Here is a 25,130-nt window from a genome sequence, read left to right on the forward strand (position 1 = left end):
AATGGCGTCCTGTGAGCAGAGCGAAAGCCCCAGGGGGCACCCCGGCCACGGTGGCGCTGGCGAAGGCCAAGGCGGAGTTCACCCTTCACCCGTACGAGCATGACGCCAACGCGCAGGCCTATGGCGAGGAGGCGGCCGACGCGCTCGGCGTGCCGCACGAGCGGATCTTCAAGACGCTGGTGGCCGAGGTCGAGGGCGGGCTCGCGGTGGCGGTCGTGCCGGTGTCGGGCAAGCTCGACCTCAAGGCGCTGGCGGCGGCGCTCGGCGCCAAGAAGGCGGCCATGGCCGACGCGGCGAAGGTCGAGCGCGTCACGGGTTACGTCGTCGGCGGCATCAGCCCGCTCGGCCAGCGCAAAAGGCTGCCGACCGTGGTCGACGCGTCGGCTCTGGAGTTCGGCACGATCTACTTCTCCGCGGGCAAGCGGGGGCTGCAGATCGAGACCGCGCCGGCCAACCTGATCTCGCTGACCGGTGCCGTCACCGCCGCTATCGGAAGCCCCAGTTGAGCCTGTGACGTCGATGGCGCTGTCCCGGGACGTCACGGCGATGCCGTGGTTCCAGGAAGTCGCGGCGACGCCACCGTGGTCCTCCGAACGTGAAGCGCTGACGGTGGGCGATCGTCCGGTGCTTGCGGTTCTCCTCCTCGCGGCGCTCCGCCTCCAGAGCCTCCTTCAGGCCCGGCGTGAACCCGCCACCGAAGCGGGACATGTCAGGACCGGGGAAACCCGACGGACGGGTCCGCCGCAGAGCCGCCCGCATCGAGTCGATCCAGATCGGGCCCGGTAGCGACGCGCCCTGCACGGCCCCGTAGTAGTCGTCGCCGATCTCGATGTCCCGCAGGGGGTAGCGGTAGGCGCCCCTGATGTCGCCGACGCTGACCGCCGCCGCCAGATCCGGGGTGTAACCGGCGAACCACGCCGAGGTGTAACCGTTGTTCGTGCCCGTCTTGCCCGCCGCGGGGCGGTCGAGGCTCTGCCCGCGCATGGTGCCCTGGGTGAAGACGCCGCTCAGCACCCAGTTGACCGCGTCGGCCACCTCCCGCTCGATGGCCTGCTCGCAGGCGGGCGGCACCTGGGTGCGTTCGCCGGCCCGGCCGGTGATCTCCACGATCGCCAGCGGCCGGCAGTACCTCCCCCTGGCCGCGAACGCCGCGAACCCCGCCGCCACCGTCACCGGGTCCATCTCGTTCACCCCGAGCGTGAACGTGGGCACCTCGCGCAGCGGCGTCCCGTCGGCTCGGGAGATGCCCAGCGCCTTGGCGGTCTTGACCACGTTGCACAGGCCGACCTTGCGCTCCAGCATCATGTAGAAGATGTTGACCGACTTCCAGGTGCCGGTCTCCAGGCTGTGCGGGCCGCCGGTGCCCTCACCGCTGGCGTTGTAGACGGTCGTGCGCGGGTCGTTGACGCGCCTGCCCTGGCAGTCGCGATAGCCCTGATCGGGCGTCAACTGCCCGGGAGTCTGGAACCCGTCGCCGAACCGCCACCCCTGCCGCAACGCCGTGGCCAGGGTGAACACCTTGAACGTGGAGCCCGCCTGGAACCCCTGCCCGCCACCGTGCAGCACGTCGGCCGCCAGGTTGAACGTGGTCCTGGCCCCGTTCTTCCGGTTGCCCGGGTTGCGGCCGAAGCGCTTGCTGGCCGTCATCGCCGTGATCCGCCCGGTGCCCGGCTCGACCATGGCCTCGGCGGCCACCTCGGTGTCCTCGGGCCGTACCCGCTGCTGGATGGCCTGCTCGGCGGCCCGCTGCGCCAGCGGGTCGAGGCTCGTACGGATCACCAGCCCGCCCCTGCTCATCCTGGCCTGCCGCTTGGCCGCGGTGTTGCCGAACGCCGGGTTGGTCAGCAGCTCCCGCTGAACGTAATAGCAGTAGTACGGGTAGGCGCTCTGCGCGCAGCCGCCCGGCTCCGGCCGCAGCCGCAGGCCGAGCCCGGTCCGCTGGGCCGCGGTCGCCTCCTGCCGGGTGATCAGGCCCACCTCGGCCATCCGGTCCAGCACGATGTCGCGCCGCTGCCGCAGCCGGGCCTGCTGCCTGTCGCCCAGCGAGGGATCGGTCGAGTACGGCACGCGGACGGCCCCCGCCAGCGTGGCCGCCTGGGTCAGGGTGAGGCGAGCGGCCGTGGTCGAGAAGAACCGCCTGGCGGCCGCCTCGACACCGTGGGCGCCGGCACCGAAGTACGCGATGTTCAGATATTTCTCAAGAATCTCGTCCTTGCGGTACTTCTCCTCCATCGCCAGCGCGTACCGCAGCTCAGTGATCTTCCTGCTCAGGTTGGGCGCGCGGGCCCGGTCGCGCTCGGCGTCGGTTCGGGCGCCCTCCACCAGGATGTTCTTCACCAACTGCTGGGTGAGGGACGAGCCGCCCTGCTTGATGCCGCCCGCCTGCGTGTTGGTGAGCAGCGCCCGGATCGTGCCCTTGACGTCGAGGCCGCCGTGCTCGTAGAACCGGGCGTCCTCGATGGCCACGATCGCCTGGCGCATCACGGGCGCCACCTGGTCGAGCCGGATCGTCGTCCGGTTGGCCTCGTAGAACTGGGCGAACTGCTTGCCGTTCCGGTCGAGGAGCCTGGTCACCTGGGAGAGCGGCTCCTCACGAGGCGCGGGCGGCAGGTCGACGAACGTCAAGGCGACGTTCTTGGCGGACAGGCCCGCCCCGGTCACCACCGGCGCGGCCAGCGCCGCCGCCAGGAAGCCACCGATCGCCCCGGCCACGGCGAGCACGCCGACGGATCTGAGCACAGTCACTCAGATGATCTGCGGCCCGGGGAACACCGGCAAACACCGGCTTCCCCGTCTTTACTGTTGTCTGCGGATATTCAGACCAAGTGACGCGAACTGCTCGAACGGCTGGTGATAGCCGCGCTCGATGTGGTTGACGCCGCGCAGCGTCGAGGTGCCGTCGGCCACCGCGGCGGCCAGCACGGCCGAGAACCCGGCCCGGATGTCGGGCAGCGTCACGTCCGCGCCCCGCAGCTGCGACACGCCCCGCACGACGGCCGAGTGCCTGGCGTTGGTGTCGTGGTAGCGGCAGGCCGGGCCGCCCAGGCACTGGTCGAACACCTCGATCTCGCAGCCCATCTTCTGCAGCGCCGGGACGTACACCAGGCGGTTCTCGAAGACGGTCTCGTGCAGCACCGACATGCCCTGGCTCTGCGTGAACAGCACCATGAGCGGCGTCTGCCAGTCGGTCATGAACCCGGGGTGCGTGTCGGTCTGCACGGCCGCGGCGCGCAGCCCCTCGGGCGGCGCCGTGGCGCACAGGTACTCGTCGTTGATGGCGAACTGGGCGCCCATCCTGGCCAGCGTGGTGATCGCGGTGACCAGCCGGTCCTGCGGGCAGCCGTGCACGCGCACCTCGCCGCCGGTGATCAGGCCCGCGGCGAGGTACGAGAACGCCTCGATGCGGTCGCCCGCCAGCCAGATGGAGGCTCCGTGCAGCCGCTCGACGCCCTCGATGACGATCCTGCGGTCGGGCGAGAGCTCGATCCTGGCGCCCATCCGCTGCAGGAACAGCGCCAGCTCCACGACCTCGGGCTCCATCGCCGCGTTCTTCAGCACGGTCTTGCCCTCGGCCAGCACGGCGGACATGAGGATCGTCTCGGTCGCGCCGACGCTCGGATACGGCAGCTCCAGCCGGGTCCCGTTCAGGCGCTTGGCCTTGGCGAAGATCCCGGTGTCGCCCACCTCGACCTCGGCGCCCATCGCGCGCAGCGCCTCGACGTGGAAGTTCACCGGCCGCCGGCCGATGGGGTCGCCGCCGACCAGCGGCACGAACGCCTCCCCCGCCAGGTGCAGCAGCGGGCCCAGCATGAGGATGGGGATGCGGTTGAGCCCGGTGAAGGCGTCGGGCACCCGCGGTCTGATCTCCGGGCCCTGCCCGATGCGGATCTCCGACGGGGTGATCTCCACGTTGATGCCCAGCGCGTCGAGCATCGCCGCGGTGATGCCGACCTCTCCGACCTCGGGAACGTTGTGGATGATGCTCTCCCCGGTGCCCAGCATGGCCGCGACCATGTGCTTGGACACGGCGTTCTTGGAGCCGCGTACTTCGACGTCACCCCTGAGGGGGCCGGAGGGTTCGATCAGCCAGACCTTGTCTTCAATCACGACGTGAGCCTAGCCGGGAGATACGATCGATCCCATTAAGACGTGAATGTGAGGGGGAGCTGCGTGGCGAGGCATGTGCGCGCATTTGCGGTTACTGTCCTCACGCTCGCCGCCCTGGCCGTACTGGCCGGGTTGCTGTGGTCACACCTGTCTCCCCGCGCGCCGTACCAGGTCACGGCGGACGGGCCGATGCTGGCGGACCCGTCCACACAGGCGCTGATCAGCGCTGACGGATGGTACGCGGTGATCACCGGCGGGCTCGGGCTGGCCTGTGGCGCGCTCGCGTGGTTCCTCGGCCGGCGGCACCAGCTCGCCGTGCTGCTGGGGCTCGGCGCCGGCGGGGTGCTGGCGGCGTTCCTCACGCTCTGGGTGGGGTCGACGTTCACGTTCGGGGTGGTGGTCGTGGAGGCGGCGGCCGCGCCCGGGGTGAAGATCGTTCCCGGGTCGCTGACGCTGACGGCCACGGGGGTGATCGTGGCCTGGCCGCTGGTCGCGGTGGCCTTCTTCGGGCTGATGGAGGGCATGCACGGGTATCGCGAGTCGCCGCTGCGCAAGCCGTACGGACTCGACTGACGCGGTTCACCGTCAGCGCTCAGAGGGGCGGGCGGCGCTGGCCGTGTTCGGTGGCCTGCTCGAAGGCGCGGGCCGCGCGCAGCACCATGGCGTCGGCGAACGGCCGGCCGATGATCTGCACACCGACCGGCAGCCCCGACGGCGTGAACCCGGCGGGGACGGACGCGGCGGGCGCGTGCAGGACGCTGATCCAGTAGGCGGACCGCATCCATGCCAGGTAGTCGGGCAGCAGCACCCCGTTGATCTCACTCACGTAGGGGTCCTCGACGGGGAACGGCGGCACCTGGCTGACGGGCGCGATCAGCACGTCGTAGGTGTCGAAGAAGGCCGCCATCCGGTGGTAGAGGCCGCTGCGCAACCGTTCGGCCCTGGCCAGGTCGGCGCCGGTGACCTGGCGGCCCTGCTCGACGTTCCAGCGGGTGTTGGCGCCCAGCCCGTCGAGCTCGCCGAAGGCCAGCGCGTAGTACCACGCCCGGTAGACGCGGAAGGCGTCGTCGGCGTCGGACAGGTCCAGTTCGACCTGCTCGACGCGCGCGCCGAGCCGCTCGAACACACCGGGCGCGGTCGCTGTGACCGCCGCCGTCTCGGGGTCCACCGGCAGCCCGCCCAGGTCAGGGCTCCAGGCCACGCGCAGCCCCGCGACGCCACGCTCGTCGGGGGTGAAGTCCTCGGTGATCGAGTACGGCGACCGAGCGTCGAATCCCGAAACAACCGACATCATCAGCGTCAGGTCGTCGACCGTCCTGGCCATCGGCCCCTGAACGGACAGCGTGTACCAGGCCGCCTGCTCCGACAGGGCGGGCACCCGGCCCGGCGTCGGCCGCAGCCCCACCACGTTGCAGAACGAGGCCGGGTTGCGCAGCGACCCGCCCATGTCGGATCCGCCGGCCAGCGGCACCATCCCGGACGCCAGCGCCGCCGCCGCCCCGCCGCTGCTGCCTCCGGCGGACCTGGTCAGGTCGTAGGGGTTACGGGTGGCCCCGAACACCTCGTTGACGGTGTGGGAGCCGGTGCCGAACTCCGGCGTGTTGGTCTTGCCCACCAGGATCGCCCCGGCCGCCCGGAGCCGCTCCACGATCACGTCGTCCTTGTCGGGAACGTGGTCGGCGTAGAGCGGCGAGCCGTAGGTGGTGCGGATGCCCTTGGTGTCGACGAGGTCCTTGTGCGCCACCGGCACCCCGTGGAGCGGCCCCGTCGCCTCGCCGGCGTCGGCCGCCCCGGCCGCCTCGAGCGCCTGCTCGGCGACCAGCGTCACGATGGCGTTGACCTGAGGGTTGACCTGCTCGATGCGGTCGAGGTGGGCCTGGAGCAGCTCGACGGCGCTCACCTGGCGGGTCTTGACCAGGTGGGCCATCTCGGTCGCGGTCAGGTAGTGCAGTGCGGTCACGTTCCGATTGTCGCTCAAGCCCCCAGGCAGGCGGGACCGAGGAGCCGCTCGGGAATCGGGATCCTCACCCTCAGGGACGGGGCCGCGTCGATCACTCGTCGATTAGGCTTCCTGGCGGACTTGTCGCCACGTTGTCGCCGCTCGGGAGGCCGCGCTGAACGGGACGAGATGGAAGATCGTCCAGGTCGCCGCGGCCGCGCTCCTCGGCGCCGCGCTGGCCCTGGCGGGGGCTCCCCTGGGCCTCTACACGTCGCTGGCCTGCGCCACCATCGGCGCGGGCTGCCCCGCCGGGCCACCCCACGGCCGGCTCCCGGTCCTGACCCGCCTGACGCCGGTGCAGGCCGCGCAGAACGGCACGTACGTGGCGCTGGGCGACTCCTACTCCTCCGGCGAGGGCGTCTACGACCGCGCCGCGCGGCCGATCAACAGCGGCGCCGACCGCTGCCACCGCTCGCCGGGCTCCTACGTCCCGCTCGTCGCGGGCGCCCACCGGTTCGGCGGCGGCAGCGCCTTCTGGGCCTGCAGCGGCGCCACCACCGGCCAGCTCTTCTCCGGCCAGTACGGCCAGCAGCCGCAGATCGAGCGCGTGGGCGCCGCCGCCAGCCTGGTGACGCTCAGCATCGGCGGCAACGACGCCGGCTTCACCAGCGTGCTCACCGGCTGCATAGTCAAGCTGCCCTGGTCCTCGGCCTGCCTCGACCAGCAGTCCGAGGTGACCAAGCGGATCGCGGCGCTGCGGCCGAGCATGACGAAGGTGCTGCGGGAGCTCAGGAGCCGGGCCCCGAGCGCGCGCATCATCGTGCTCGGCTATCCCCGTCCGTTCCCCGCCGCGCCCCCGGACGGGATCGACAACCTGACCGTCGAGGACCAGCTCTGGCTCAACGGCATGACGCGGCGGCTGAACGACGTCGTGGCGCGGGTGGCCGCGGAGTTCGACCGGGAGATCGTGGCGTTCGGAGGTGCGGGGAGCGTCGAGTACATCGATGCCTACGACGCGTTCGACGGGCATGAGACGGGGCGGCCCGACCCGTACCTGAACGGGCTGGCGCTGGACCTGGACGAGCTCGTCGTCAACAGCCGCAGCTTCCATCCGACCGGGGCGGGGTACCGGCGGTTCGCCGAGCTGATCAACGCGCGGATCGCCGCCGGGCCGGGGCGGTCGATGAACAACTTCCGCCTGACGACCCCGAACCCCACCGACGGCCGCTTCTAGCCGGTCGCTTCCACCGGCGGCGGGGGGCAGCGCAGCCCTGGTCAGCAACTCGGTGGCGGCGTTGGTCGGTGGCTCTAGTCGGTGGCCGATCCTTCCTCGGCAAGGCTCAGGCCCGCCTCGATGACGGCGTTCATGATCGGGGCCAGCCGGGCCTCACCCAGTGCGGGGGCGCGATTGGCCATCCGGGCGACGAGCGCGCGCTCACGCCCCATGTCGCGGCCCGCGAAGCCGCCGACCGGCTTGAGGGTCTGGACGATCCCGGCGAGCGCGGCGCGGCGTTCCAGCAACGTGGCCAGCGCCGCGTCCACCCGGTCGATCGCCTGCCTGCACTCGGGCAGCGTGGCGGGGGTCTCGGGACGGACCAGCGGACCGACGAGCGTGACCGCCTCCTCCGCCAGCCGTGCGCCCGCCTCACCGGCGGACCCGCGCTCATCGCTCCGGTGAGCCGAACCGCTCTCCGGCCCGTCCCCCGGAGGGCGGGACACGATCAGGCCGTCGGCGCCCGCCGCCACCACCGCCGCGGACAGCCCGACGTCCCCGCTCACGTCCGCCAGCACCGGCCGCCCCGACGCCGCCCGCGCGGCCCGCAGCAGCCCCAGGTCCAGCCGTCCCGTCTCGCACAGGATCACCCGGTCGTCGCACTCCAGGGCGCAGTAGTCGGCCAGCCCGAGCCACTCCTCCAGCGTCGCCGACGCCCGGCGCTCCACCACCACCGGCAGCCCCAGCCCGGCCACGGCCCGCACCAGCGGGATGTCGCGCGTCCACGCCGATCCGATGACCACCCCGTCGGCCGCCCCGGCGATCGCCGGCAGATCGGCCGCCGAGCCCGGCTCGACCAGCGTCACCCCGTCCCGCGCGCGCCACATCTCGGCGGCCCCGCCCGGCCCGCGCAGGCTGATCCGGCTGATCACCACGGCCGGGCCGTCGCCCACCCGCAGCCCGCCCACGGCGACCACATGCCGTTCCAAGGTCGATGACATTTCGGCTCCCCACATCGGCCGGCTCCCCTGGAACCGGCGGGAAATCAAAAAAGGCAGAGACGACGGCGTCTCTGCCTGTTGCCGACTCCGGGTGGTCGCTAGCCGACCGGCTCTCCCGGAGCCGGCTCGGTAAACGCGTAGCGACAAGTCATGTATGAACCCTACACCCGGTCCTCCACCTGCTGGACTCCGCTTCTCACATAGCGGACTAGCCTTCAGGCGAGTCGCCGTTGATCCCTCGCTATGGGAGTATTTCTTGGCCTAGAGGAGGGTACGAGGCCGTTGATGTCGGATCGCAAGCGGGACGGACGCCGCATCGCCGGTCGTTACCAGCTGCAGGAACCCATCGGCAGGGGTGGCATGGGCATCGTCTGGCGAGCCCATGATGAGCTTCTCGATCGCACGGTCGCGGTCAAAGAGGTCAGATACGCCGCCGCCCTGGGTGACGAAGTGCAGCTGCTGAACCGGCGCACGATGCGCGAGGCGAGGGCCGCGGCCAGGTTCGAGCACCCCAACGTGATCGTCGTCCATGACGTGATCGAAGAGGACGGACGTCCCTGGATCGTTATGCAGCTCGTCCAGTCACGCTCCTTAGGAGCAGTGATCAAGCAGGACGGGCCACTGCCGCCCAAACGGGTGGCGGAGATCGGCCTGGCCGTACTCGACGCGCTGCAACGCGCGCACGAGGCAGGCGTCCTGCACCGGGATGTCAAGCCGGAGAACGTGCTGCTCGCCGATGACGGCCGGGTGGTGCTCACCGACTTCGGCATCGCGACGCTGGAAACGGAGACGCAGCTCACGGTGACGGGGCTGGCGGGCACTCCGGCGTTCATCGCGCCCGAGCGGCTCAAGGGGCTGCCCGCACGGCGCGAGTCAGATCTGTGGTCGCTCGGCGCGACCCTGTACACGGCGGTGGAAGGCCGCTCGCCACACGAGCGTGGCATGGCGCTGGCGACCATGCACGCCGTACTCACCGACGAACCAGACCCGGCGCCCCACGCCGGGCCGCTCTCCGGCGTGATCAGCGGCCTGCTGACCAAGGAGCCGGTGCAGCGCCTCGGTTACGAGGAGACCGGCGAGTTGCTGCGGGCCGTCATCACGCAGCAACGGTCACGGATGTCCCCGATGTCGGCGCCCGCGCCGACATCGGTGATCCCGCCCGTGGACGACACCCCGACGGACCCCAACCTGGTGGTGGCCGCCCCCGTACCCGAGACCGGTGCGCGGCTCACCCCGGCGACCGGCGCACATCCCGAGGAACCCCTCCAGTCCACCCGGAACGCCGTCAGACACGACGGCCGCCGGTGGGGCCCGATCGTCGGCGTGATCGTCGCGGTCGTGCTCGTGGCCGGCCTGGGCGGCTATCTCGGCCTGCGCTCGGCCAAGACCAGCCCGGAAGACGGCGACACGAAGTCCGCGTCCGTCACCTCATCTCCCAAGGAGTCCGCCAAGCAGCCGACGGCCAGCGCCGACCCGACGAAGAATCCGCCCAGCAGCGCCCCGCCGTCCACCCCACCCCCGTCTCCGACCGCGACGCCGACGGCGAAGCCCACCAAGCCGGCCGCCTCGGTGCCGAAGGGCTGGAAGATGTACACCAACAAGAAGCTGAAGTTCTCCGTCGCGCTGCCGAAGGGCTGGACGAAGTACAGAAGCGGCAGCAACCAGATCGCCTTCCACGGCAAGGGCGCGGGCAGCAACGCGTACATCATGTTCGAGATGACGGAGCACCCCGGCAAGGACCCCGTCAAGGATTGGAAGCAGCAGGAGCGGACCGCCAAATACGGGTTCGGCGGCTACAAGAAGCTCAGCATCAAGGCGGTCGACTACATGGAGGGCGCCGCCGACTGGGACTTCACCTGGAACACCAACACCGGCCCGACCAGGGTCCGCAACCGCGGCTTCATCGCCAACGGCCGCGGCTACGCGATCTACTGGCACAACCTGTCCAGCCGGTGGAAGAAGGACAAGCACTTCTTCGACACGTTCGCCGCGACCTTCATCCCGAAGTAGGCTTTTCTAGGTGGAAAGGCAGGTCAGCAACCGCTACCGGCTCATCGAACCGCTCGGCGAGGGCGGCATGGGCGTGGTCTGGCGTGCCTACGACGAACTGCTCGACCGTACGGTCGCGATCAAGGAGGTCCGCTACACCGGCGTCGGCGACGACAAGCGGGCCGAGCTCAATCGCAGGACCATCAGGGAGGCCAGGGCGGCTGGCCGCCTCGACCACCCCTCGGTGATCGTCATCCACGACGTCGTCGAGGAGGACGGTCGCCCGTGGATCGTCATGCAGCTGATCCGCTCGCGGTCACTGGCCGAGGTGATCCGCGAGCACGGGCCGCTGCCGGTCGCGCAGACCGCGCTGATCGGCGGCCGGGTGCTCGACGCGCTACGGGCCGCGCACGCGACCGGGGTGCTGCACCGCGACGTGAAGCCCGAGAACGTGCTGCTCGCCGACGACGGCCGGGTGGTGCTCACCGACTTCGGCATCGCCTCGCTGGAGGCCGAGGCCGGTCTGACCGCCACCGGGGGCCTGGTGGGCACGCCCGCCTACATGCCGCCCGAACGCCTCAACGGCGAGCCCGCCCGGCCCGAGTCCGACCTGTGGTCGCTGGGCGCGACGCTGTACGCGGCCGTCGAGGGCGTGCCGCCGTTCAAGCGTGACTCGTGGGCGGCCACGGTCGCGGCGGTGCTGCGCGACCTGCCCGGGCAGCCGGCCAGGGCGGGCGTGCTGGGCCCGGTGATCATGGGCCTGCTGCAGAGGGACCCGGCCGCGCGAATGTCCGCCGACGAGGCCGCCCACCTGCTGCGGGCCGCCGCGTCCGAGCCCGCCCCGTACGGATATGTCGGACCTACGACGCCCCATCCAGGTATGCCGGGACCTGGCATGCCTGCCGTGTCCGGACACGGCACGTCTGGCCCTGGCACGTCCTGGTCGGGCGTGACCGGGCCTGGCATGCTGGGGCCTGCGGGGACCGTTTCCCTACGGGCCCGGCGGCGTGGGTGGTTCCTGGCCGTGCCCGCGGCCGTGATCGCCGTCGCGGCGCTGGGCACGGGCGGCTGGTACGTCGTCACCACCTCCCAGTCGCCCTCGACGAGCACCCCCACCCCGGCACCCACCTCGACTTCCGCCCCCACCCCCAGTCGCGAGACGACGTCGTCCACCCCCGAACCGTCCGCGACCCCCACCGCGCCACGCCTGCCCGAGGGCTGGCGCCCGCTCGCCAGCTCCGCAGGGCGCTTCTCGATCGGCATCCCCCAGGGCTGGCAGGCCAAGAAGAACCCCAGCAGGGACAGCGTCACCATCACCGGCCCCGGCACGCCGGGCATGCTGATCGTCGAGTGGACCGTCCCCGAGAAGCCTCGGACCGACCCCGCGCTCCGCTGGGCGGAGCTGGAGAAGGAGATCCAGGCCAAGGGCGAGTTCGATGGCTACAAGCGGATCGGCATCAGGCCCACGACCTACCTCGGCCGGCCGGCCGCCGACTGGGAGTTCACCCGGCTGCGCGGCGGCACGCTGATCCACGTGATCAACCGGGGCTTCCGCACCGCCGACGGCCGCCACTTCGCCCTCTACTGGGACACGACCGACTCGCGCTGGGACCAGGACCGGCACTACTTCGACCAGTTCGTCAAGACGTTCAGGCCGGAGTGAGAGACATGGAGCCGGAGCAGGCGCACTTCTGGCGGCACCCGGCGGTGCCCCAGGTGGACCTGCTCAAGGCCCGATACGTCACCCACCGCTTCGCCCGGCACGTCCACGACGGCTACGCGATCGGCCTCATCCTCCAGGGCGTGGAGGAGTTCGACTACCGGGGCAGCCTGCACCGGGCGGGCGCGGGCGAGGTGGTGCTGGTCAACCCGGACGCGGTGCACACCGGCCAGGCGGGCATGGCGGGCGGCTGGTCGTACCGGATGCTCTACCCGTCGGTGGAGGCGCTCGCGGGGCTCGCGGCCGAGCTCGGCCTGCCGTACGCGACGCCGTACTTCCCCGAGCAGGTGGTGCGGGACCCGGCGGTGGCGGCGCTGCTGAGCCGGGCGCATCTGACCGCCGAGCGCGGGGACGCGCTGGCCGCCCAGTCGCTGATGCGGGACTTCTTCGCCCGCCTGCTGATCCGGCACGCCACGCCGCGCCCGTCCGCCGTGCTGCCCGCCGAGGGCGGGCGGGCGGTCGCCGAGGCGCTGGACCTGCTGCACGAGAGTCTGGTGGACCCGCCGTCGCTGGACGATCTCGCGCTGACCGTCGGGGCGCGGCCGTTCCCGCTGCTGCGCGCGTTCAAGGCGGCGACCGGCCTACCGCCGCACGCCTACCTGACCTCGCTGCGGATCCGCCAGGCGCGCCGCCTCCTGGACTCGGGCGTACGGCCGGCGCAGGTGGCCGCCGAGGTGGGCTTCACCGACCAGGCCCACCTGAACCGCCACTTCAAGCGCATCGTGGGCGTTCCACCCGCGGCCTACCAACGGGCGGCAGGAACGTACAAGACTGGCGATACCCACTTCACCTAGCGTCACGTGGCATGGAACAGACAACACACCGTTCCGCCGCCGTACGGGACGGTCTTGGCGTGGGCCTGGCCGTGGGGCTGTCCGGGCTCGCCTTCGGCGCCGCGGCGATCACTGCGGGCCTCAGCGTGGCGCAGGCGTGCGTGCTGAGCCTGCTGGCGTTCACCGGCGCCTCGCAGTTCGCCCTGGCCGGTGCGGTGGGCGCGGGCGGCGATCTGATGGCGGCCGCCGCCGGCGCGCTGCTGCTGGGCGGCCGCAACACCCTCTACGGGCTGCGCCTGGCCGACCTGCTGCGGGTACGCGGCCCGCGCAGGCTGCTCGCCGCGCAAGGCGTGATCGACGAGACCACCGCCGTCACGCTCGCCCAGCCGTCGCCAGAAGCGGCGCGCGTCGGGTTCACGACCACGTTCGCCAGCCTGTACGTCACCTGGAACCTCACCACCCTGGCCGGGGCGCTCGGCACGTCGTTCCTCGGCGATCCGGGGATGTTCGGGCTGGACGCGGTCGGCCCGGCCACGTTCCTGGCCATCCTGTGGCCGCGCCTGGCGGGCAGCGTCCAGCTCAGGTGGCTGGCGGTGGCCGGCGCGGCGGTCGCGCTGTGCGCCACCCCGTTCTTCCCGCCGGGCGTGCCGGTGCTGCTGTCGGCGGTCGTCGTCCTGGCGGTGCTGGCCCGATGACGCTGTGGTGGGCGATCGCGGCGGTGTGCGCCGGGTGTTACGCGCTCAAGCTGGCCGGGCTGGCGGCGCCGCGCCGGGTGCTCGACCATCCCCGGGTCCGCCGCTTCGCCGAACTGGTGCCCGTGGCGCTGCTGGCCGCGCTGATCGCGGTGCAGATGTTCGCCGAGCACGGCGAGCTGCGCTTCGACCCCGCCCGTACGGCCGGGCTGTGCGCGGCCGTGGTGGCGCTCGTGCTGCGCGCCCCATTCCTGGTCATTCTGGCCACAGCGGCAGCCGTCACCGCGCTTGTCCGGGTCTTTATGGGGTAGACGCGGAGGCATGTCCGATTCTGCGCTGCTGGTCGGTGGACGATACCGGCTGATCAAGACCATCGGCCAGGGTGGGATGGGAACCGTCTGGCAGGCCCACGACGAAGTGCTCGGCAGGGACGTGGCGGTGAAGGAGATCCATCCCCCTCCAGACCTGACCGACCCCGAGCGAGACGTGTTCAGCGTGCGTACCTTCCGCGAGGCCAGGGCCGCGGGGCGGGTGGCGCATCCCGGCGTCGCCACCGTGTACGACGTCCTCGAAGAGCACGGCCACCCGTGGATCGTCATGCAGCTCATCCACTCACGCACCCTCGGCGAGCTGGTGCGCGACGACGGCCCGATGCTGCCGGCCGACGCCGCCGACATCGGGGTGCAGCTGCTGGAGGCGCTGCGGGCCGCGCACGCCGCCGGGGTCCTGCACCGCGATGTCAAACCGGACAACGTGCTGCTGACCGAGGACGGCCGGGCGGTGCTCACCGACTTCGGCATCGCCACCACCGAGGGAGAGGCGCCCGTCACCAGGACCGGGGTGCTGCTCGGCACACCCGCGTTCATGGCGCCCGAACGGGCGGCGGGCGGCGAGGCACGCGTCGCCTCGGACCTGTGGGCGATGGGCGCGACCCTGTACTTCGCCGTCGAGGGCCACTCGCCGTTCCAGCGCCCGCACGCGCTGGCCACGCTGGGCGCGGTCCTGCACGCCGAGCCGGCCCCGATGGCCCGCGCGGGCATGCTGGCCCCGGTCATACTCGGGCTGCTGCGCAAGGACCCGGCCGAGCGGATGACGCTGGACGAGGCCGAGCACCGGCTGCAGCGGGTAATGATCAGCAGTTCCGTGGAGTCCACCGCGCCGGTGGTCATCCCGGTGCCGCCCGAGGTGCCCGTGCGGGACGCGGCGGCGGAGGCGGGCGCGATGGCCGGGCCCGGCGCCATGTCCGCGCCCGGCCCAGTGGACGAAGCGGACCCGGCGGCAGGCCCCGCCACAGCCGCGCCCAGGAGGCAACGCAGGCCGCCGCTGACCGCGGTGGCGGCGTGCACGGTCGCCCTGGCCGTCCTGACCGCGGGCGCGGCGTGGTGGACGAACCGGCAGGCCGGCGTCCGCACGCCGACGACGGTCCCGGCCGTGGTACGCACGTCCAGCGTCAGCCCTTCGGGCCCGACCCCCGCGGCGACGCGCGCGAAGACGCAGCCGACTACCTCTCCGACGACCTACCGGAACCCGGTACGGCAGGGCACCGCGCCCCCCACGGGCCGGACCGGCGAACCCACCCCGACCCCGACCGGCACACCGACGAAAAAGAAGCCGACCGAGAAGGCGTCGGCCACCCCCAGCAAGACCCCCAAGAAGAACACCAAGACAGCGGCCAAGCCCACGACGAAGGCCACCACGAAGGCCACCGGCCCCGCCGAGGTCCCCCCTGCCGACGACGCCGAGGAAGCCGCCGAGTAGACGCCGGTCAGGACTCGTCGCGCACGATGTCGAGAGCCCGCCGCAGGTCATCGGGGTAGTCGGTGGAGAACGACATCCACTCGCCCGAACTCGGGTGCTCGAAGCCGAGTGACACCGCGTGCAGCCACTGCCGCGTGATGCCCAGCCGGGCGGAGATCGTCGGGTCGGCGCCGTACATCAGGTCGCCCACGCACGGATGGCGCAGCGCGGCCATGTGCACCCGGATCTGGTGTGTGCGGCCGGTCTCCAGCTTGATGTCGAGCAGCGAGGCCGCCCGGAACGCCTCGATCGTGTCGTAGTGCGTGACCGACGGCTTGCCCCCGGCGACCACGGCGAACCTGCCGTCACCGGACGGGTGCCGGTCGATGGGCGCGTCGACCGTACCCCTGAACGGGTCGGGATGGCCCTGCACGAGCGCGTGGTAGCGCTTGTCGACCGTCCGCTCCTTGAAGGCGCGCTTGAGGTGGGAGTAGGCGTGCTCGCTCTTGGCCACGACCATGGCGCCGGTCGTGTTGGCGTCGAGCCGGTGCACGATGCCCTGCCGTTCGGCCGCGCCGCTGGTGGCGACCGTGTGGCCGGCGCCGAGCAGGCCGCCGATCACGGTCGGTCCCGTCCAGCCGACCGTCGGGTGGGCGGCCACCCCGATGGGCTTGTTGACCACGACGATGTCGTCGTCCTCGTACACGATCGCCATGCCGGGAACCGGCTCGGCGACCGGCATCGGCATGCTGACCGGCGGCGGGAGCGTCACGTCGAGCCAGGCGCCGGCGTGCACGCGGTCGGACTTGGCGGGCGCCCGGCCGTCGACGAGCACCTCGCCCGCGACGATCAGCTCGGCGGCGCGGGTGCGGGAGAAGCCGAACAGCCGCGAGATCGCGGCGTCGAGCCGCTCACCCTCCAGCCCGTCGGGCACGGCCAGACTACGCTGGTCAGCCACGCTTTCCCTCCCTGGTGCCATCGATCTGGTAGCCCCGCCAGGCCAGGATCACCGCGAGGATCCCGCCGCACACGATGGCCGAGTCGGCCACGTTGAACACGGGGAAATAGTCGATCACCGGGAAGTGCCCCGGCAGCACCTCGATCCAGTCGACCACGTGCCCCTGGAACTGTACGGACCTGCCGAGGCCGGAGGGGTAGCGCAGCAGCCGGTCGGTCAGGTTGCCCAGCGCCCCGCCGAGCAGCAGCCCCAGCGTGATCGCCCACGGCAGGCTGCGCATCTTGCTGGCCGTACGGAGGATCGCGACCACCACACCCGCCGCGATGAACGTGAAGACGATCGTCATCCCGGTGCCGACGCTGAAGGCGGCACCGGAGTTGAAGATCACCCGGAGCTGCAGCACATCCTGGATCACCACCAGGGGCGCCTTGCCCTCGAGCGCCCGCAGCACGATCGTCTTGCTGATCAGATCGGCCGCGTAGATCACGACCGCCAGCACGACGAGGACCGCGAACAGGCGGCCGCGCCGCCCCTCTACCGGCGCTCCTCCTTCTGCTTGCAGGTCACGCACAGCGTCGCCCTCGGGAAGGCCTGCAGGCGTTCCTTGCCGATCGGCTTGTGGCACGATTCGCACACTCCATAGGTCCCTGCGTCGATCCTGGCGATCGCACGTTCGTTCTGCGCGACCAGGTCGCGTGCATTCAGGGTAAGGGCGATCTCGCGTTCGCGCTCATACGTCTTGGCACCCGCGTCCGCCTGGTCGTCCCCCGCCCCCTGGGTGACGTCACCCGAGGCGATCTCCGACTCATGGCGAAGAATGTCGGTGTTGAGCTCGTCGATCTCGCTCTGCAGCTGGCCGCGGACCTCGGCGAGCTCCTCCTCCGACCACATCGGCGGTGTAGCGGTCTGCGTGACTGGCGTCATGGTGCTACCTCCAGGCTGAACCAAGGCCGTAAACGGTGCGGGCAGCTTAGGTCTCCCATAACAGAACAGCAAACGACCCGCCGGACGATTTACCTGTCCCGTACTATCCCGGCTCGCCCGTTCAACTCCTCCACAGCCGTGCACGTTCCCACAACTTTGTCGGGTTTTACGAGATCGCTACCTGCTCCCTGCAAAGCCGGAAGCTTTGCGGTCCACTCTGCGTTATCGTGTGAAGCTGCAAGGCGTTGATGGGGCCCTGTGAGGGATATCACCCCGGAGTCGCCGGAAGAACGGCTCTCGCGAGCTCACTAGACCCGGCCGCAGCGACAATGAAGAGGGCCTCACTCGAGGCCAAGAAGGGTGGTACCGCGGAGCCGCATGGCTTCGTCCCTTCACGCCGACCTGTCAGCCAGTGATCGCGTGGAGGCCCGCCCGAGATGTCTTCCCCTTCTTTCCGCCCTCTTCCCGCGCAGGTCGACCTGCCCGCGCTCGAACGCGAGGTCCTCGACCGCTGGCGGGACGGGAAGATCTTCGAGCGCTCCGTCGAGCAGAACGACGGCAACCCCTCCTGGACCTTCTACGAGGGCCCGCCCACCGCCAACGGCCTGCCCGGCGTCCACCACGTCGAGGCCCGGGTGTTCAAGGACCTGTTCCCCCGCTACAAGTCGATGCGCGGCTTCAGCGTGCCGCGCAAGGCGGGCTGGGACTGTCACGGCCTGCCGGTCGAGGTCGGCATCGAGCGAGAGCTCGGCCTCACCGGTAAGAAGGACATCGAGGAATACGGCATCGCGGAGTTCAACGCCAAATGCCGCGAATCTGTGCTGCGCCACGTCGACGCCTTCGAGCAGATGACCGAGCGGATGGGCTACTGGATCGACCTGTCCACCGCCTACCGGACCATGGACCCGTCCTATATCGAATCGGTCTGGTGGTCGCTCAAGGTCGTCTTCGACAAGGGCCTGCTGTTCAGCGACTTCCGCATCACTCCTTACTGCCCGCGCTGCGGCACCGGTCTGTCCGACCACGAGCTGGGCCAGCCCGGCGGCTACGAGAACGTCTCCAGCCCGTCGGTCTACGTGCGCATGCCCGTCACCTCCGGCCCGTTGAGCGAGCTCGGTGCCGCCCTGCTGGTGTGGACGACGACGCCGTGGACGCTGGTCTCCAACACGGCCGTGGCCGTACACCCCGAGGTGACCTACGTCGCGGCCCGTACGGCCGACGGCGAGGTGCTGGTCGTCGCCGAGCCGCTGCTGTCGGTGCTCGGCGAGGGCGCGACCGAGGTGGCCCGCTTCACCGGCCGTGAGCTGGAGCACACCTCCTACACGCGGCCGTTCGACCTGGTCGACATCCCCGGCGCCCACTACGTGGTGCTCGGCGACTACGTGACGGTCGAGGACGGCACCGGGCTGGTCCACCAGGCTCCGGCGTTCGGCGCCGACGACCTGGCCGTGACCAAGCGTTACGACATGCCGGTCGTCAACCCGATCGGGCCCGACGGACGCTTCCTGGACGACGTGCCCATGGTCGGCGGCCAGTTCTTCAAGGACGCCGACGAGGGCCTGACCGAGGACCTGCGGGTCCGCGGCCTGCTGTTCCGCGGCGGCCACTTCGAGCACAGCTATCCGCACTGCTGGCGCTGCCACACGCCGCTGCTCTACTACGCGCTCCCCTCCTGGTACATCAGGACCACCGCGGTCAAGGACCAGATGCTGGCCGAGAACGCCAAGACCAACTGGTACCCCGACACCATCAAGTGGGGCCGCTTCGGCGAGTGGCTGCGCAACAACGTCGACTGGTCGCTGTCGCGCTCCCGCTACTGGGGGACCCCGCTGCCGCTGTGGGTGTGCACCGCCGACGAGTCCCACGTGACGTGCGTCGGGTCGATGGAGGAGCTGGGCACGCTCGCCGGCCGCGACGTCTCCGCGCTCGACCCGCACCGCCCGTACGTCGACGACGTCACCTTCCCCTGCCCGTCCTGCTCGGCCGAGGCCCGCCGCGTGCCCGACGTCATCGACGCCTGGTACGACTCCGGCTCCATGCCGTTCGCCCAGTGGGGCGCGCGGGGCAAGCCGGAGGGCGTCTACCCGGCGCAGTTCATCTGCGAGGCGACCGACCAGACGCGTGGCTGGTTCTACTCGCTGATGGCCGTGGGCACGCTGGTGTTCGGCCAGTCGTCCTACGAGAACGTGCTCTGCCTCGGGCTCATCCTGGCCGAGGACGGCCGCAAGATGAGCAAGCACCTGGGCAACATCCTGGAGCCCATGCCGCTGATGGACGAGCACGGGGCCGACGCGCTGCGCTGGTTCATGGCCTGCGGCGGCTCGCCGTGGGCGGCCCGCCGCGTGGGGCACAACGCCCTTGAGGAGATCGTCCGCAAGGTCCTGCTGACGTACTGGAACACGGCCTCCTTCTTCACCCTCTACGCCAATGCCGAGTCGTGGACTCCCGACCGGCTGGCGCAGGCGACACCCGCGGCCGAGCGTCCGCTGCTCGACCGCTGGGCGCTGGCGGAGCTGCACAGGACGGTGGCCGAGGTCACGAGCGCGCTGGACGAGTTCGACACCCAGCGGGCCGGCCGCCGACTGGCCGAGTTCCTCGACGATCTGTCCAACTGGTACGTACGCCGCTCGCGCCGCCGGTTCTGGCAGGGGTCGGCCGACGCGTTCGCGACGCTGTACGAGTGCCTGGAGACGGTCACGCGGCTGATGGCGCCCATCGCGCCGTTCGTCACCGACTACCTGTGGGACGTGCTGCGCGCCGACAGCGCCCCCTCCTCCGTACACCTGACCTCGTGGCCCACCGTACGTGACAACCTGCTCGACCCCGCGCTGTCGGAGCGGATGGCCCTGGTACGGCGCCTGGTGGAGTTGGGCCGCTCGGCCCGCGCCTCGTCGGGCGTCAAGACCCGCCAGCCACTCGGCCGGGCCCTGGTCGGCGCACACGGCTGGCCCTCACTCCCGCCGGAACTGCGTGACCTGATCGCCGACGAGCTGAACGTCCAGGCTCTCGAGGACATGTCCGGCTTCAGCGCCGATCTCGTGTCCTACACCGTCAAGCCCAACTTCCGGGCCCTCGGCAAGAGATTCGGCTCGCAGACCAAGCTGGTGGCGGCCGCCGTCGGCACGGTGGACGCGGCCTCCCTGGCCCGCACCCTCCGCTCCGGCGCCTCCGCCACGGTGGACGTACCGGAACTGGGCACGGTGTCACTCGGCCCCGACGACGTGATCGTCACCGAGCAGCCCCGCTCCGGCTGGGCCGTCGAAACCGGCGCCGTCGACACAGGCACCGGCGAGACGGTGGCCCTCGACCTGGAACTGACGGACGAACTGCGCCAGGCCGGCCTGCTGCGCGAAGTCATCCGCCTGGTGCAGGAGGCCCGCAAGTCAACCGGCCTGGCCATCACCGACCGCATCTCCCTGTGGTGGTCGGCCTCCGACCCGGCCGTGACGCAGGCACTGCGCTCGGGGTGGCAGGCGGTGGCGGACGAGGTTCTCGCCACAACCGTCACAGAGGCCATCGAGGCCGGCCTGCCGTCACACGCGGAGCCGGACCTGGGCCTGACGTTCCAACTGCGCCGCGCCTGACGCCCGACCGAGCCATACGTTGTGGGACGCGCCATGCGGGCGCGTCCCACTCGGCCGACGGCCTCCCGGCCCGCTGTGGCACAGCAACTCTCGGTCGCCCGCCTCACAGACTCGCAGTCATCCCGGGACAGCCGACTCACGGTCGCCCAGCCGACGGACTAGGCGCAGACCCACTCGCAGTCGCTCAGCCGACGGACTCGCGCTCGTGCTGGCAGACGGAGCAGCTCGTCAGGCCGGCCGACTCGGCTTGTGTGATCGTCATGGTCTCCACGCCGGTTTCGCCCGCGCCCCGGATGAGGGGGCAGGCGGTGCTGTGGTAGCGGCGGGTGCCCACGATGACCTTCACAGTGGCCGACCGTCCGGTCTTCGGCGCGCCTTCTCCGTCGGACTTGCCCTTGGCCGTCGTTTCCTTGGCGGGAGCGGTGTCTCCCCTGCCTGGGGTCTCCTGGCCGGACGCGGGGCCGCCGGGCTTGGCAGATGCACTGTCCGGCTTGGCGGGCGCGGGCTCAGGCGTACTGGCCGCTGCCTTGGCGCTTTCAGCCGCTTTGGCGCTCTCGGCCGCCTTAGCGCTTTCAGCCGCTTTAGCGCCTTCGGCGGGCGTGCTCTCCGCAGGCGTCGCACCCGCAGCGGGCTTCGCGCCGGACGGGCGCGCCCCGCTCGTAGGCTCGACCCGCTCCGGCTTGGACGTCGCCCCGGAGGCCGGTCCGGACTGCACAGGCATGATCACGGTCCCGCCCACCGATTCGGCCCGCTCCCCCTTGGCCCCGGACACCTCGCCCCCGGATCCGGGACGCTCGGGCTTGGCCGTCTGCGAACCCGATTCGGACCTGCCAGGCTTGGCTCCTTCGGGCCTACCAGCTTTGGCACCGGCTTCCTGCGGACCACTACCCGGCCCGCTAACCCCGCTGCCGGGCTCAGGCCGCTGGGGCTTGCCGGACGCGCTCGGCCCCTTAGGCAGGGGGCCCTGAGGCTTGGCAGCGGACTCGGCCGACGAGGCGGGACGTTCGGGCACCACAGCGGGGCGCTCGGACGGACCCGACGACGGGGGCCGACCGGCCTTACCCAGTGCGGACCGCTCCGGTGCGGGGTCGCCCGGCTGTATGGCACGCTGAGGCGCCGTCGCAGGCCCCGAGTCGTCAAGGTCCGGGGCAGCATCACGATCCCGACCAGGCCGCTCAGAGGCGCCACGGTCCTGACCAGCGCGCTCGGAGGCACCACGGTCCGGGCCGCCACGGCTCTGGTCCCGGGCCTCTGCGGCAAAAGCCGACGGACGCTCTCCGGACCCAGGCTTGCCGCTCCCGGGCTTACCGAACGCCGGTTGGTCCCCCGCGGACTGCCCCACCCCGGACCGGCTGGAAGATGGCTGGCCACCCCTGGACGGACCGGAACCGGCCTGCTGGGACGACGACTGACCGCCCCTCGACGGACTCGCCCCGGACTGGCCGGACGCTGGCTGATCACCTCTGGACTGACCGGACGGCTGCCCCGCCCCAGACGACGCCGGACCGCCTCTGGACGGGCCAGCCCCGGACTGGCCGGACCCTGGCTGATCGCCCCTGGACGGGCCGGACGCTGGCTGATCACCTCTGGACGGGCCGGACGACGGCATGGTGGTGACGTAAGGGGCGAGCCTCGGGCCTGCGGAAGGGTCGGCGGCCGGGGGTTCCGTGCCGGGCCCCGGAGTGGCGGGCTTTCGCGTGCCGCTCGACGGGGCGGGCTCCGCCGGGGGGCGGGCGAACCATCCGGTCGGCTCGGCCGGGTCCGGGGCGGGGGTGGAAGCCTTTGAGTCGGGCTTCGGCTGGGCCGCACCGGCGGACACCGGGGGGCGCAGGTCGCGCGTGGGCCCGGGCGCCTCGGCCCGGAGGTCCGCGAGGACCTTGGGAGCCGATGAAGGCTCGGAGCCGGGCTTGGGGGTGACGGCGGGGTCAGGGCCGCCGGGCTTGGGGGTGACGGCGGGCTCGGGGCCGGCGGCAGGCGGCAGCTGCCGTCCGCCGAGCGCTGCGTCCGGCAGGCACGCCGTGCAGGGCGTGAAGCCCTCCTCGCGCGCCTCCTCGTACGTGAGCTCCTCTTGATCCCGTCCGATCAGCTGGCGGCAACCCGGGACGTGGTAACGCTTGCGTCCGGGGATCACCAGGACCAGCGCGTCCGGGGAGATGCCGCGCACCGCGGGACGGCGTTGCGCCGGTGCGGTGACCGTCTGCTGGAGCGTCGGAGGACGCGGCGACGGCGGCGCTCCCATAGGGACACCCATCGCGCCCTGCTGGGTCTGGCCGTGCTGCATGCCGACGGGCGTGAGCCCCACCGGCGGGGTGGCCGGCGCAGCGGCCCGCCCACCACCGGGAAACAGCTCGTGACGCCGCAGCAGCGCCCCGATCACCAGGAACAGCGCGGACAGCACGCTGACCACGATGGACCACATGATCAGGAACGGCTTTGCCAGAACGAAGCCCGCGATCAGCAAGACAACCGCCGCGAGCACCAAACCAGCACTGATTAGGATCACTAAGGGCTCTTTCGAGTGACGGGTCCAGTTGACCCGCTACTTTACCGGCGGTCGTTGTGCGGACCGTCACCGCCGGGGAAAGCGCCCTGCGGGGATTCACCGCCGAAGGGGTTGGGGCCACCGGGCAGAGGCTGCTGACCACCCTGAGGCACCGCGTGCGACATGGCCGGAGCAGCCGCCGAAGGACCGCCGCCCGTCATGACGGGGAAGCCACCGCTGCCTTCCGCGGAGACGTTCAGCTCGGCGAGCTGGTTCTCCAGGTAGAGCTTGAGGCGGCTGCGGTATTCGCGTTCGAAGCTACGCAGCTCCTCGACCTTGCGCTCCAGCTCGTCGCGGGTCTGGACGAGGGAACCCATGGCCTGACGGTGGCGCTCCTGCGCGTCGCGCTCGAGCGTCTCGGCGCGGGCGCGGGCGTCGCCGATGACCTGCTCGGCCTGGCGGCGAGCCTTGGTCAGGATCTCGTCGGCCTCGCGGCGGGCGCGGGTGACGGTCTCGTCCGCCTCGCGGCGGGCGTCGGAGATCGCCTGGTCGGCGGTCTGCTGGGCCAGCGCGAGAACGCGGGCCGCGGTGTCCATGTTGTCCTCGGCCGGAGGCATGTTCATGGCAACGGGGACCGGCTGGGGCTGCTGCTGCGGCTCGGGGGCCCGCATGGGCTCCGGCTGCGGCGGCGCCATCATCTCGGGCTTCGGCTGCTCCTGCACCGGCGCGGAGGCCATGGGCATGCTCATGCCCCCGGGCACCTTCCCGCGCAGGCACTCGGCCAGCTTCGCGCGGAGCTCCTCGTTCTCTTGGATCAGGCGGTCCAGCTCAGCCTCGACTTCGTCGAGGAAGGCGTCGACCTCTTCCTCGTCGTAGCCCGGCCGTAGCCGGGTGGTACTGAACTGCTTGTTCCGCACATCAGCGGGCGTCAGCGGCATCTTTTGGTCTCCTTGGCGCGCTTGGAGTCTGTCCGGAGGGACGGTTAACCCGAATCACTTCAGCGCGGACACGAGTTGGATCACGACCGGGGGGACACGGCCCTCCGTCACCGCGCGCCCAGCGATCCAACGATCTGGATCAAGATCAGAACGACGATGAAGAGGACTGTGAAGCTTAGGTCAAAGGCCACCGTACCCAACCGGAGCGGGGGAATGAAACGGCGGAGGAACTTGAGAGGTGGGTCGGTTGCGGTGTATGTGGCCTCGGCAAGCACCAGCACGACGCCCGAGGGGCGCCACTGCCTGGCGAACGCCTGAACCGTCTCAAAGATCATCCTGCCGATGAGCAGCACCAGATACAGAGACAGGACTACGACCAAGATCTGACTTACGATCCCCACGGCGTGGCCGCGCCTCCACTTCTGATGTGCCCGCCCGGCCTCGGTGAGACCGGGTTGGGTGCGATAGACATACAGAGACTCTAACTCTGGTTGAAGAACCCGCGTTCCGCGATTCGAGCCTTGTCCTCGGCGGTCACCTCGACATTGGCTGGGGACAACAGGAACACCTTGTTGGTAACACGTTCAATGCTGCCATGTAGGCCAAAGACCAGACCTGCCGCGAAATCGACCAGGCGTTTTGCGTCGCTGTCAACCATCTCGGTCAGGTTCATGATGACCGGGGTGCCGTCGCGGAAGTGCTCGCCGATCGTCCGGGCCTCGTTGTAGGTCCGGGGATGGAGCGTGGTGATGCGCGCCAGATCGGTCGTACGGCGCTCCAGGACGGTCGTGGATGGCCTCGGCGCGGGGACCCCTGTATCGGTCTCATCGTCGCGGTCCTGGACCGCTACGGCCCGCTCCTCGCCGGTTCGGGGGGGCTCATCCTCGTAGGCGTACTCGTCCGGGTAGGTCTCGTACCTCTCGTAGCGGTCGTCCTCCACGAGACCGAGGTAGACCGCCATCTTGCGCATCGCGCCGGCCATCGCTACGTCGTCCTCCTGCTCATGGTCGCACTCGCTCGGGCCTGTCGCCGGGTCCGAGGCGGCAGCCGTACCCCCCTGGAGCTCACCGCTG

Annotated in this window: 21 protein-coding genes; 10 read left to right on the plus strand and 11 right to left on the minus strand. The window is 71.0% G+C overall.

The annotated features are described in order from the left end of the window. Positions 1 to 11 precede the first annotated feature (11 nt). On the plus strand, positions 12 to 506 hold the full coding sequence (ybaK, locus tag KLK06_RS23035) for a Cys-tRNA(Pro) deacylase (RefSeq protein ID WP_214637646.1): 495 nt from the start codon (positions 12 to 14) through the stop codon (positions 504 to 506). On the opposite strand, the gene KLK06_RS23040 is transcribed toward ybaK, so the two are convergent. Together KLK06_RS23040 and murA are read right to left on the minus strand one after the other, a co-directional pair. Beyond that, positions 487 to 2,739, minus strand: a complete 2,253-nt coding sequence (locus KLK06_RS23040) for a transglycosylase domain-containing protein (RefSeq protein ID WP_308168395.1) — start codon at positions 2,737 to 2,739, stop codon at positions 487 to 489. The genes ybaK and KLK06_RS23040 overlap by 20 nt on opposite strands. Positions 2,740 to 2,796: 57 nt before the next feature. Continuing rightward, a complete protein-coding gene (gene murA / locus KLK06_RS23045) occupies positions 2,797 to 4,107 on the minus strand; it encodes a UDP-N-acetylglucosamine 1-carboxyvinyltransferase (protein ID WP_308168396.1) in 1,311 nt (436 codons plus the stop codon). 75 nt (positions 4,108 to 4,182) lie between these two features. Between murA and KLK06_RS23050 the strand changes: the two genes are divergently transcribed. Next, complete coding sequence (locus tag KLK06_RS23050) at positions 4,183 to 4,680, plus strand: hypothetical protein (RefSeq protein WP_308168397.1); 498 nt, start codon at positions 4,183 to 4,185, stop codon at positions 4,678 to 4,680. A gap of 19 nt (positions 4,681 to 4,699) precedes the next feature. Here KLK06_RS23050 and KLK06_RS23055 read toward each other — a convergent pair whose 3' ends face one another. Next, positions 4,700 to 6,067, minus strand: coding sequence for an amidase (locus KLK06_RS23055; RefSeq protein WP_214637649.1), 1,368 nt, complete (start codon positions 6,065 to 6,067; stop codon positions 4,700 to 4,702). Between the two features lie 334 nt (positions 6,068 to 6,401). Between KLK06_RS23055 and KLK06_RS23060 the strand changes: the two genes are divergently transcribed. Then, complete coding sequence (locus KLK06_RS23060; RefSeq protein ID WP_308168398.1) at positions 6,402 to 7,280, plus strand: SGNH/GDSL hydrolase family protein; 879 nt, start codon at positions 6,402 to 6,404, stop codon at positions 7,278 to 7,280. A gap of 74 nt (positions 7,281 to 7,354) precedes the next feature. Here KLK06_RS23060 and KLK06_RS63110 read toward each other — a convergent pair whose 3' ends face one another. Then, positions 7,355 to 8,260 (minus strand): chorismate mutase, encoded by a 906-nt coding sequence (locus KLK06_RS63110; protein ID WP_214637650.1) that lies wholly within the window; start codon positions 8,258 to 8,260, stop codon positions 7,355 to 7,357. Positions 8,261 to 8,545: 285 nt separating this feature from the next. On the opposite strand from KLK06_RS63110, the gene KLK06_RS23070 reads away from it, so the two are divergent. From KLK06_RS23070 to KLK06_RS23095, 6 genes are read left to right on the plus strand one after another with little or no spacing between them, the layout of a single operon-like run. Then, entirely contained in the window at positions 8,546 to 10,270 is a 1,725-nt protein-coding gene (locus tag KLK06_RS23070) for a serine/threonine-protein kinase (RefSeq protein ID WP_214637651.1), read from the plus strand. Between the two features lie 10 nt (positions 10,271 to 10,280). Continuing rightward, positions 10,281 to 11,912: a serine/threonine-protein kinase gene (locus KLK06_RS23075; protein WP_214637652.1), complete on the plus strand. Its 1,632-nt coding sequence runs from the start codon at positions 10,281 to 10,283 to the stop codon at positions 11,910 to 11,912. A gap of 5 nt (positions 11,913 to 11,917) precedes the next feature. Next, positions 11,918 to 12,763, plus strand: a complete 846-nt coding sequence (locus tag KLK06_RS23080; protein ID WP_214637653.1) for an AraC family transcriptional regulator — start codon at positions 11,918 to 11,920, stop codon at positions 12,761 to 12,763. Positions 12,764 to 12,774: 11 nt separating this feature from the next. Next, the gene (locus KLK06_RS23085; RefSeq protein ID WP_214637654.1) at positions 12,775 to 13,437 is read left to right on the plus strand and encodes an AzlC family ABC transporter permease; all 663 of its coding nucleotides are present in this window, start codon (positions 12,775 to 12,777) and stop codon (positions 13,435 to 13,437) included. Beyond that, the gene (locus KLK06_RS23090; protein WP_214637655.1) at positions 13,434 to 13,745 is read left to right on the plus strand and encodes an AzlD domain-containing protein; all 312 of its coding nucleotides are present in this window, start codon (positions 13,434 to 13,436) and stop codon (positions 13,743 to 13,745) included. Before KLK06_RS23085 ends, KLK06_RS23090 begins: the two co-directional genes overlap by 4 nt. A 10-nt stretch (positions 13,746 to 13,755) precedes the next feature. Continuing rightward, positions 13,756 to 15,192, plus strand: coding sequence for a serine/threonine-protein kinase (locus KLK06_RS23095; protein WP_214637656.1), 1,437 nt, complete (start codon positions 13,756 to 13,758; stop codon positions 15,190 to 15,192). A gap of 7 nt (positions 15,193 to 15,199) precedes the next feature. Here the strand turns inward: KLK06_RS23095 and KLK06_RS23100 are convergent, their stop codons facing one another. Genes KLK06_RS23100 through KLK06_RS23110 form a run of 3 tightly spaced genes read right to left on the minus strand, consistent with a single transcriptional unit; the run spans position 15,200 to position 17,053 of the window. Beyond that, a complete protein-coding gene (locus KLK06_RS23100) occupies positions 15,200 to 16,129 on the minus strand; it encodes an RluA family pseudouridine synthase (protein ID WP_214637657.1) in 930 nt (309 codons plus the stop codon). Further along, the gene (lspA, locus tag KLK06_RS23105) at positions 16,122 to 16,700 is read right to left on the minus strand and encodes a signal peptidase II (RefSeq protein WP_308168399.1); all 579 of its coding nucleotides are present in this window, start codon (positions 16,698 to 16,700) and stop codon (positions 16,122 to 16,124) included. Before lspA ends, KLK06_RS23100 begins: the two co-directional genes overlap by 8 nt. Further along, the gene (locus KLK06_RS23110) at positions 16,664 to 17,053 is read right to left on the minus strand and encodes a TraR/DksA C4-type zinc finger protein (protein WP_214637658.1); all 390 of its coding nucleotides are present in this window, start codon (positions 17,051 to 17,053) and stop codon (positions 16,664 to 16,666) included. The genes lspA and KLK06_RS23110 overlap by 37 nt, the downstream gene beginning before the upstream one ends. A gap of 437 nt (positions 17,054 to 17,490) precedes the next feature. Here KLK06_RS23110 and ileS point away from each other — a divergent pair, with 437 nt between their 5' ends. Then, positions 17,491 to 20,637: an isoleucine--tRNA ligase gene (gene ileS, locus KLK06_RS23115; protein WP_214637659.1), complete on the plus strand. Its 3,147-nt coding sequence runs from the start codon at positions 17,491 to 17,493 to the stop codon at positions 20,635 to 20,637. Between the two features lie 184 nt (positions 20,638 to 20,821). Here the strand turns inward: ileS and KLK06_RS23120 are convergent, their stop codons facing one another. The 4 genes from KLK06_RS23120 to KLK06_RS23135 all read right to left on the minus strand — a co-directional run bounded on the left by KLK06_RS23120 (position 20,822) and on the right by KLK06_RS23135 (position 25,039). Continuing rightward, positions 20,822 to 23,140 (minus strand): hypothetical protein, encoded by a 2,319-nt coding sequence (locus KLK06_RS23120; RefSeq protein WP_214637660.1) that lies wholly within the window; start codon positions 23,138 to 23,140, stop codon positions 20,822 to 20,824. A 41-nt stretch (positions 23,141 to 23,181) separates the two neighbouring features. Then, positions 23,182 to 24,057, minus strand: coding sequence for a DivIVA domain-containing protein (locus KLK06_RS23125; protein ID WP_214637661.1), 876 nt, complete (start codon positions 24,055 to 24,057; stop codon positions 23,182 to 23,184). A gap of 107 nt (positions 24,058 to 24,164) precedes the next feature. Beyond that, the gene (locus KLK06_RS23130; protein WP_214637662.1) at positions 24,165 to 24,458 is read right to left on the minus strand and encodes a YggT family protein; all 294 of its coding nucleotides are present in this window, start codon (positions 24,456 to 24,458) and stop codon (positions 24,165 to 24,167) included. A gap of 80 nt (positions 24,459 to 24,538) precedes the next feature. Further along, positions 24,539 to 25,039: a cell division protein SepF gene (locus KLK06_RS23135; RefSeq protein ID WP_214637663.1), complete on the minus strand. Its 501-nt coding sequence runs from the start codon at positions 25,037 to 25,039 to the stop codon at positions 24,539 to 24,541. Positions 25,040 to 25,130 lie beyond the last annotated feature (91 nt).

Source organism: Nonomuraea sp. NEAU-A123 (genome assembly GCF_018603905.1).
GTDB lineage: Bacteria > Actinomycetota > Actinomycetes > Streptosporangiales > Streptosporangiaceae > Nonomuraea.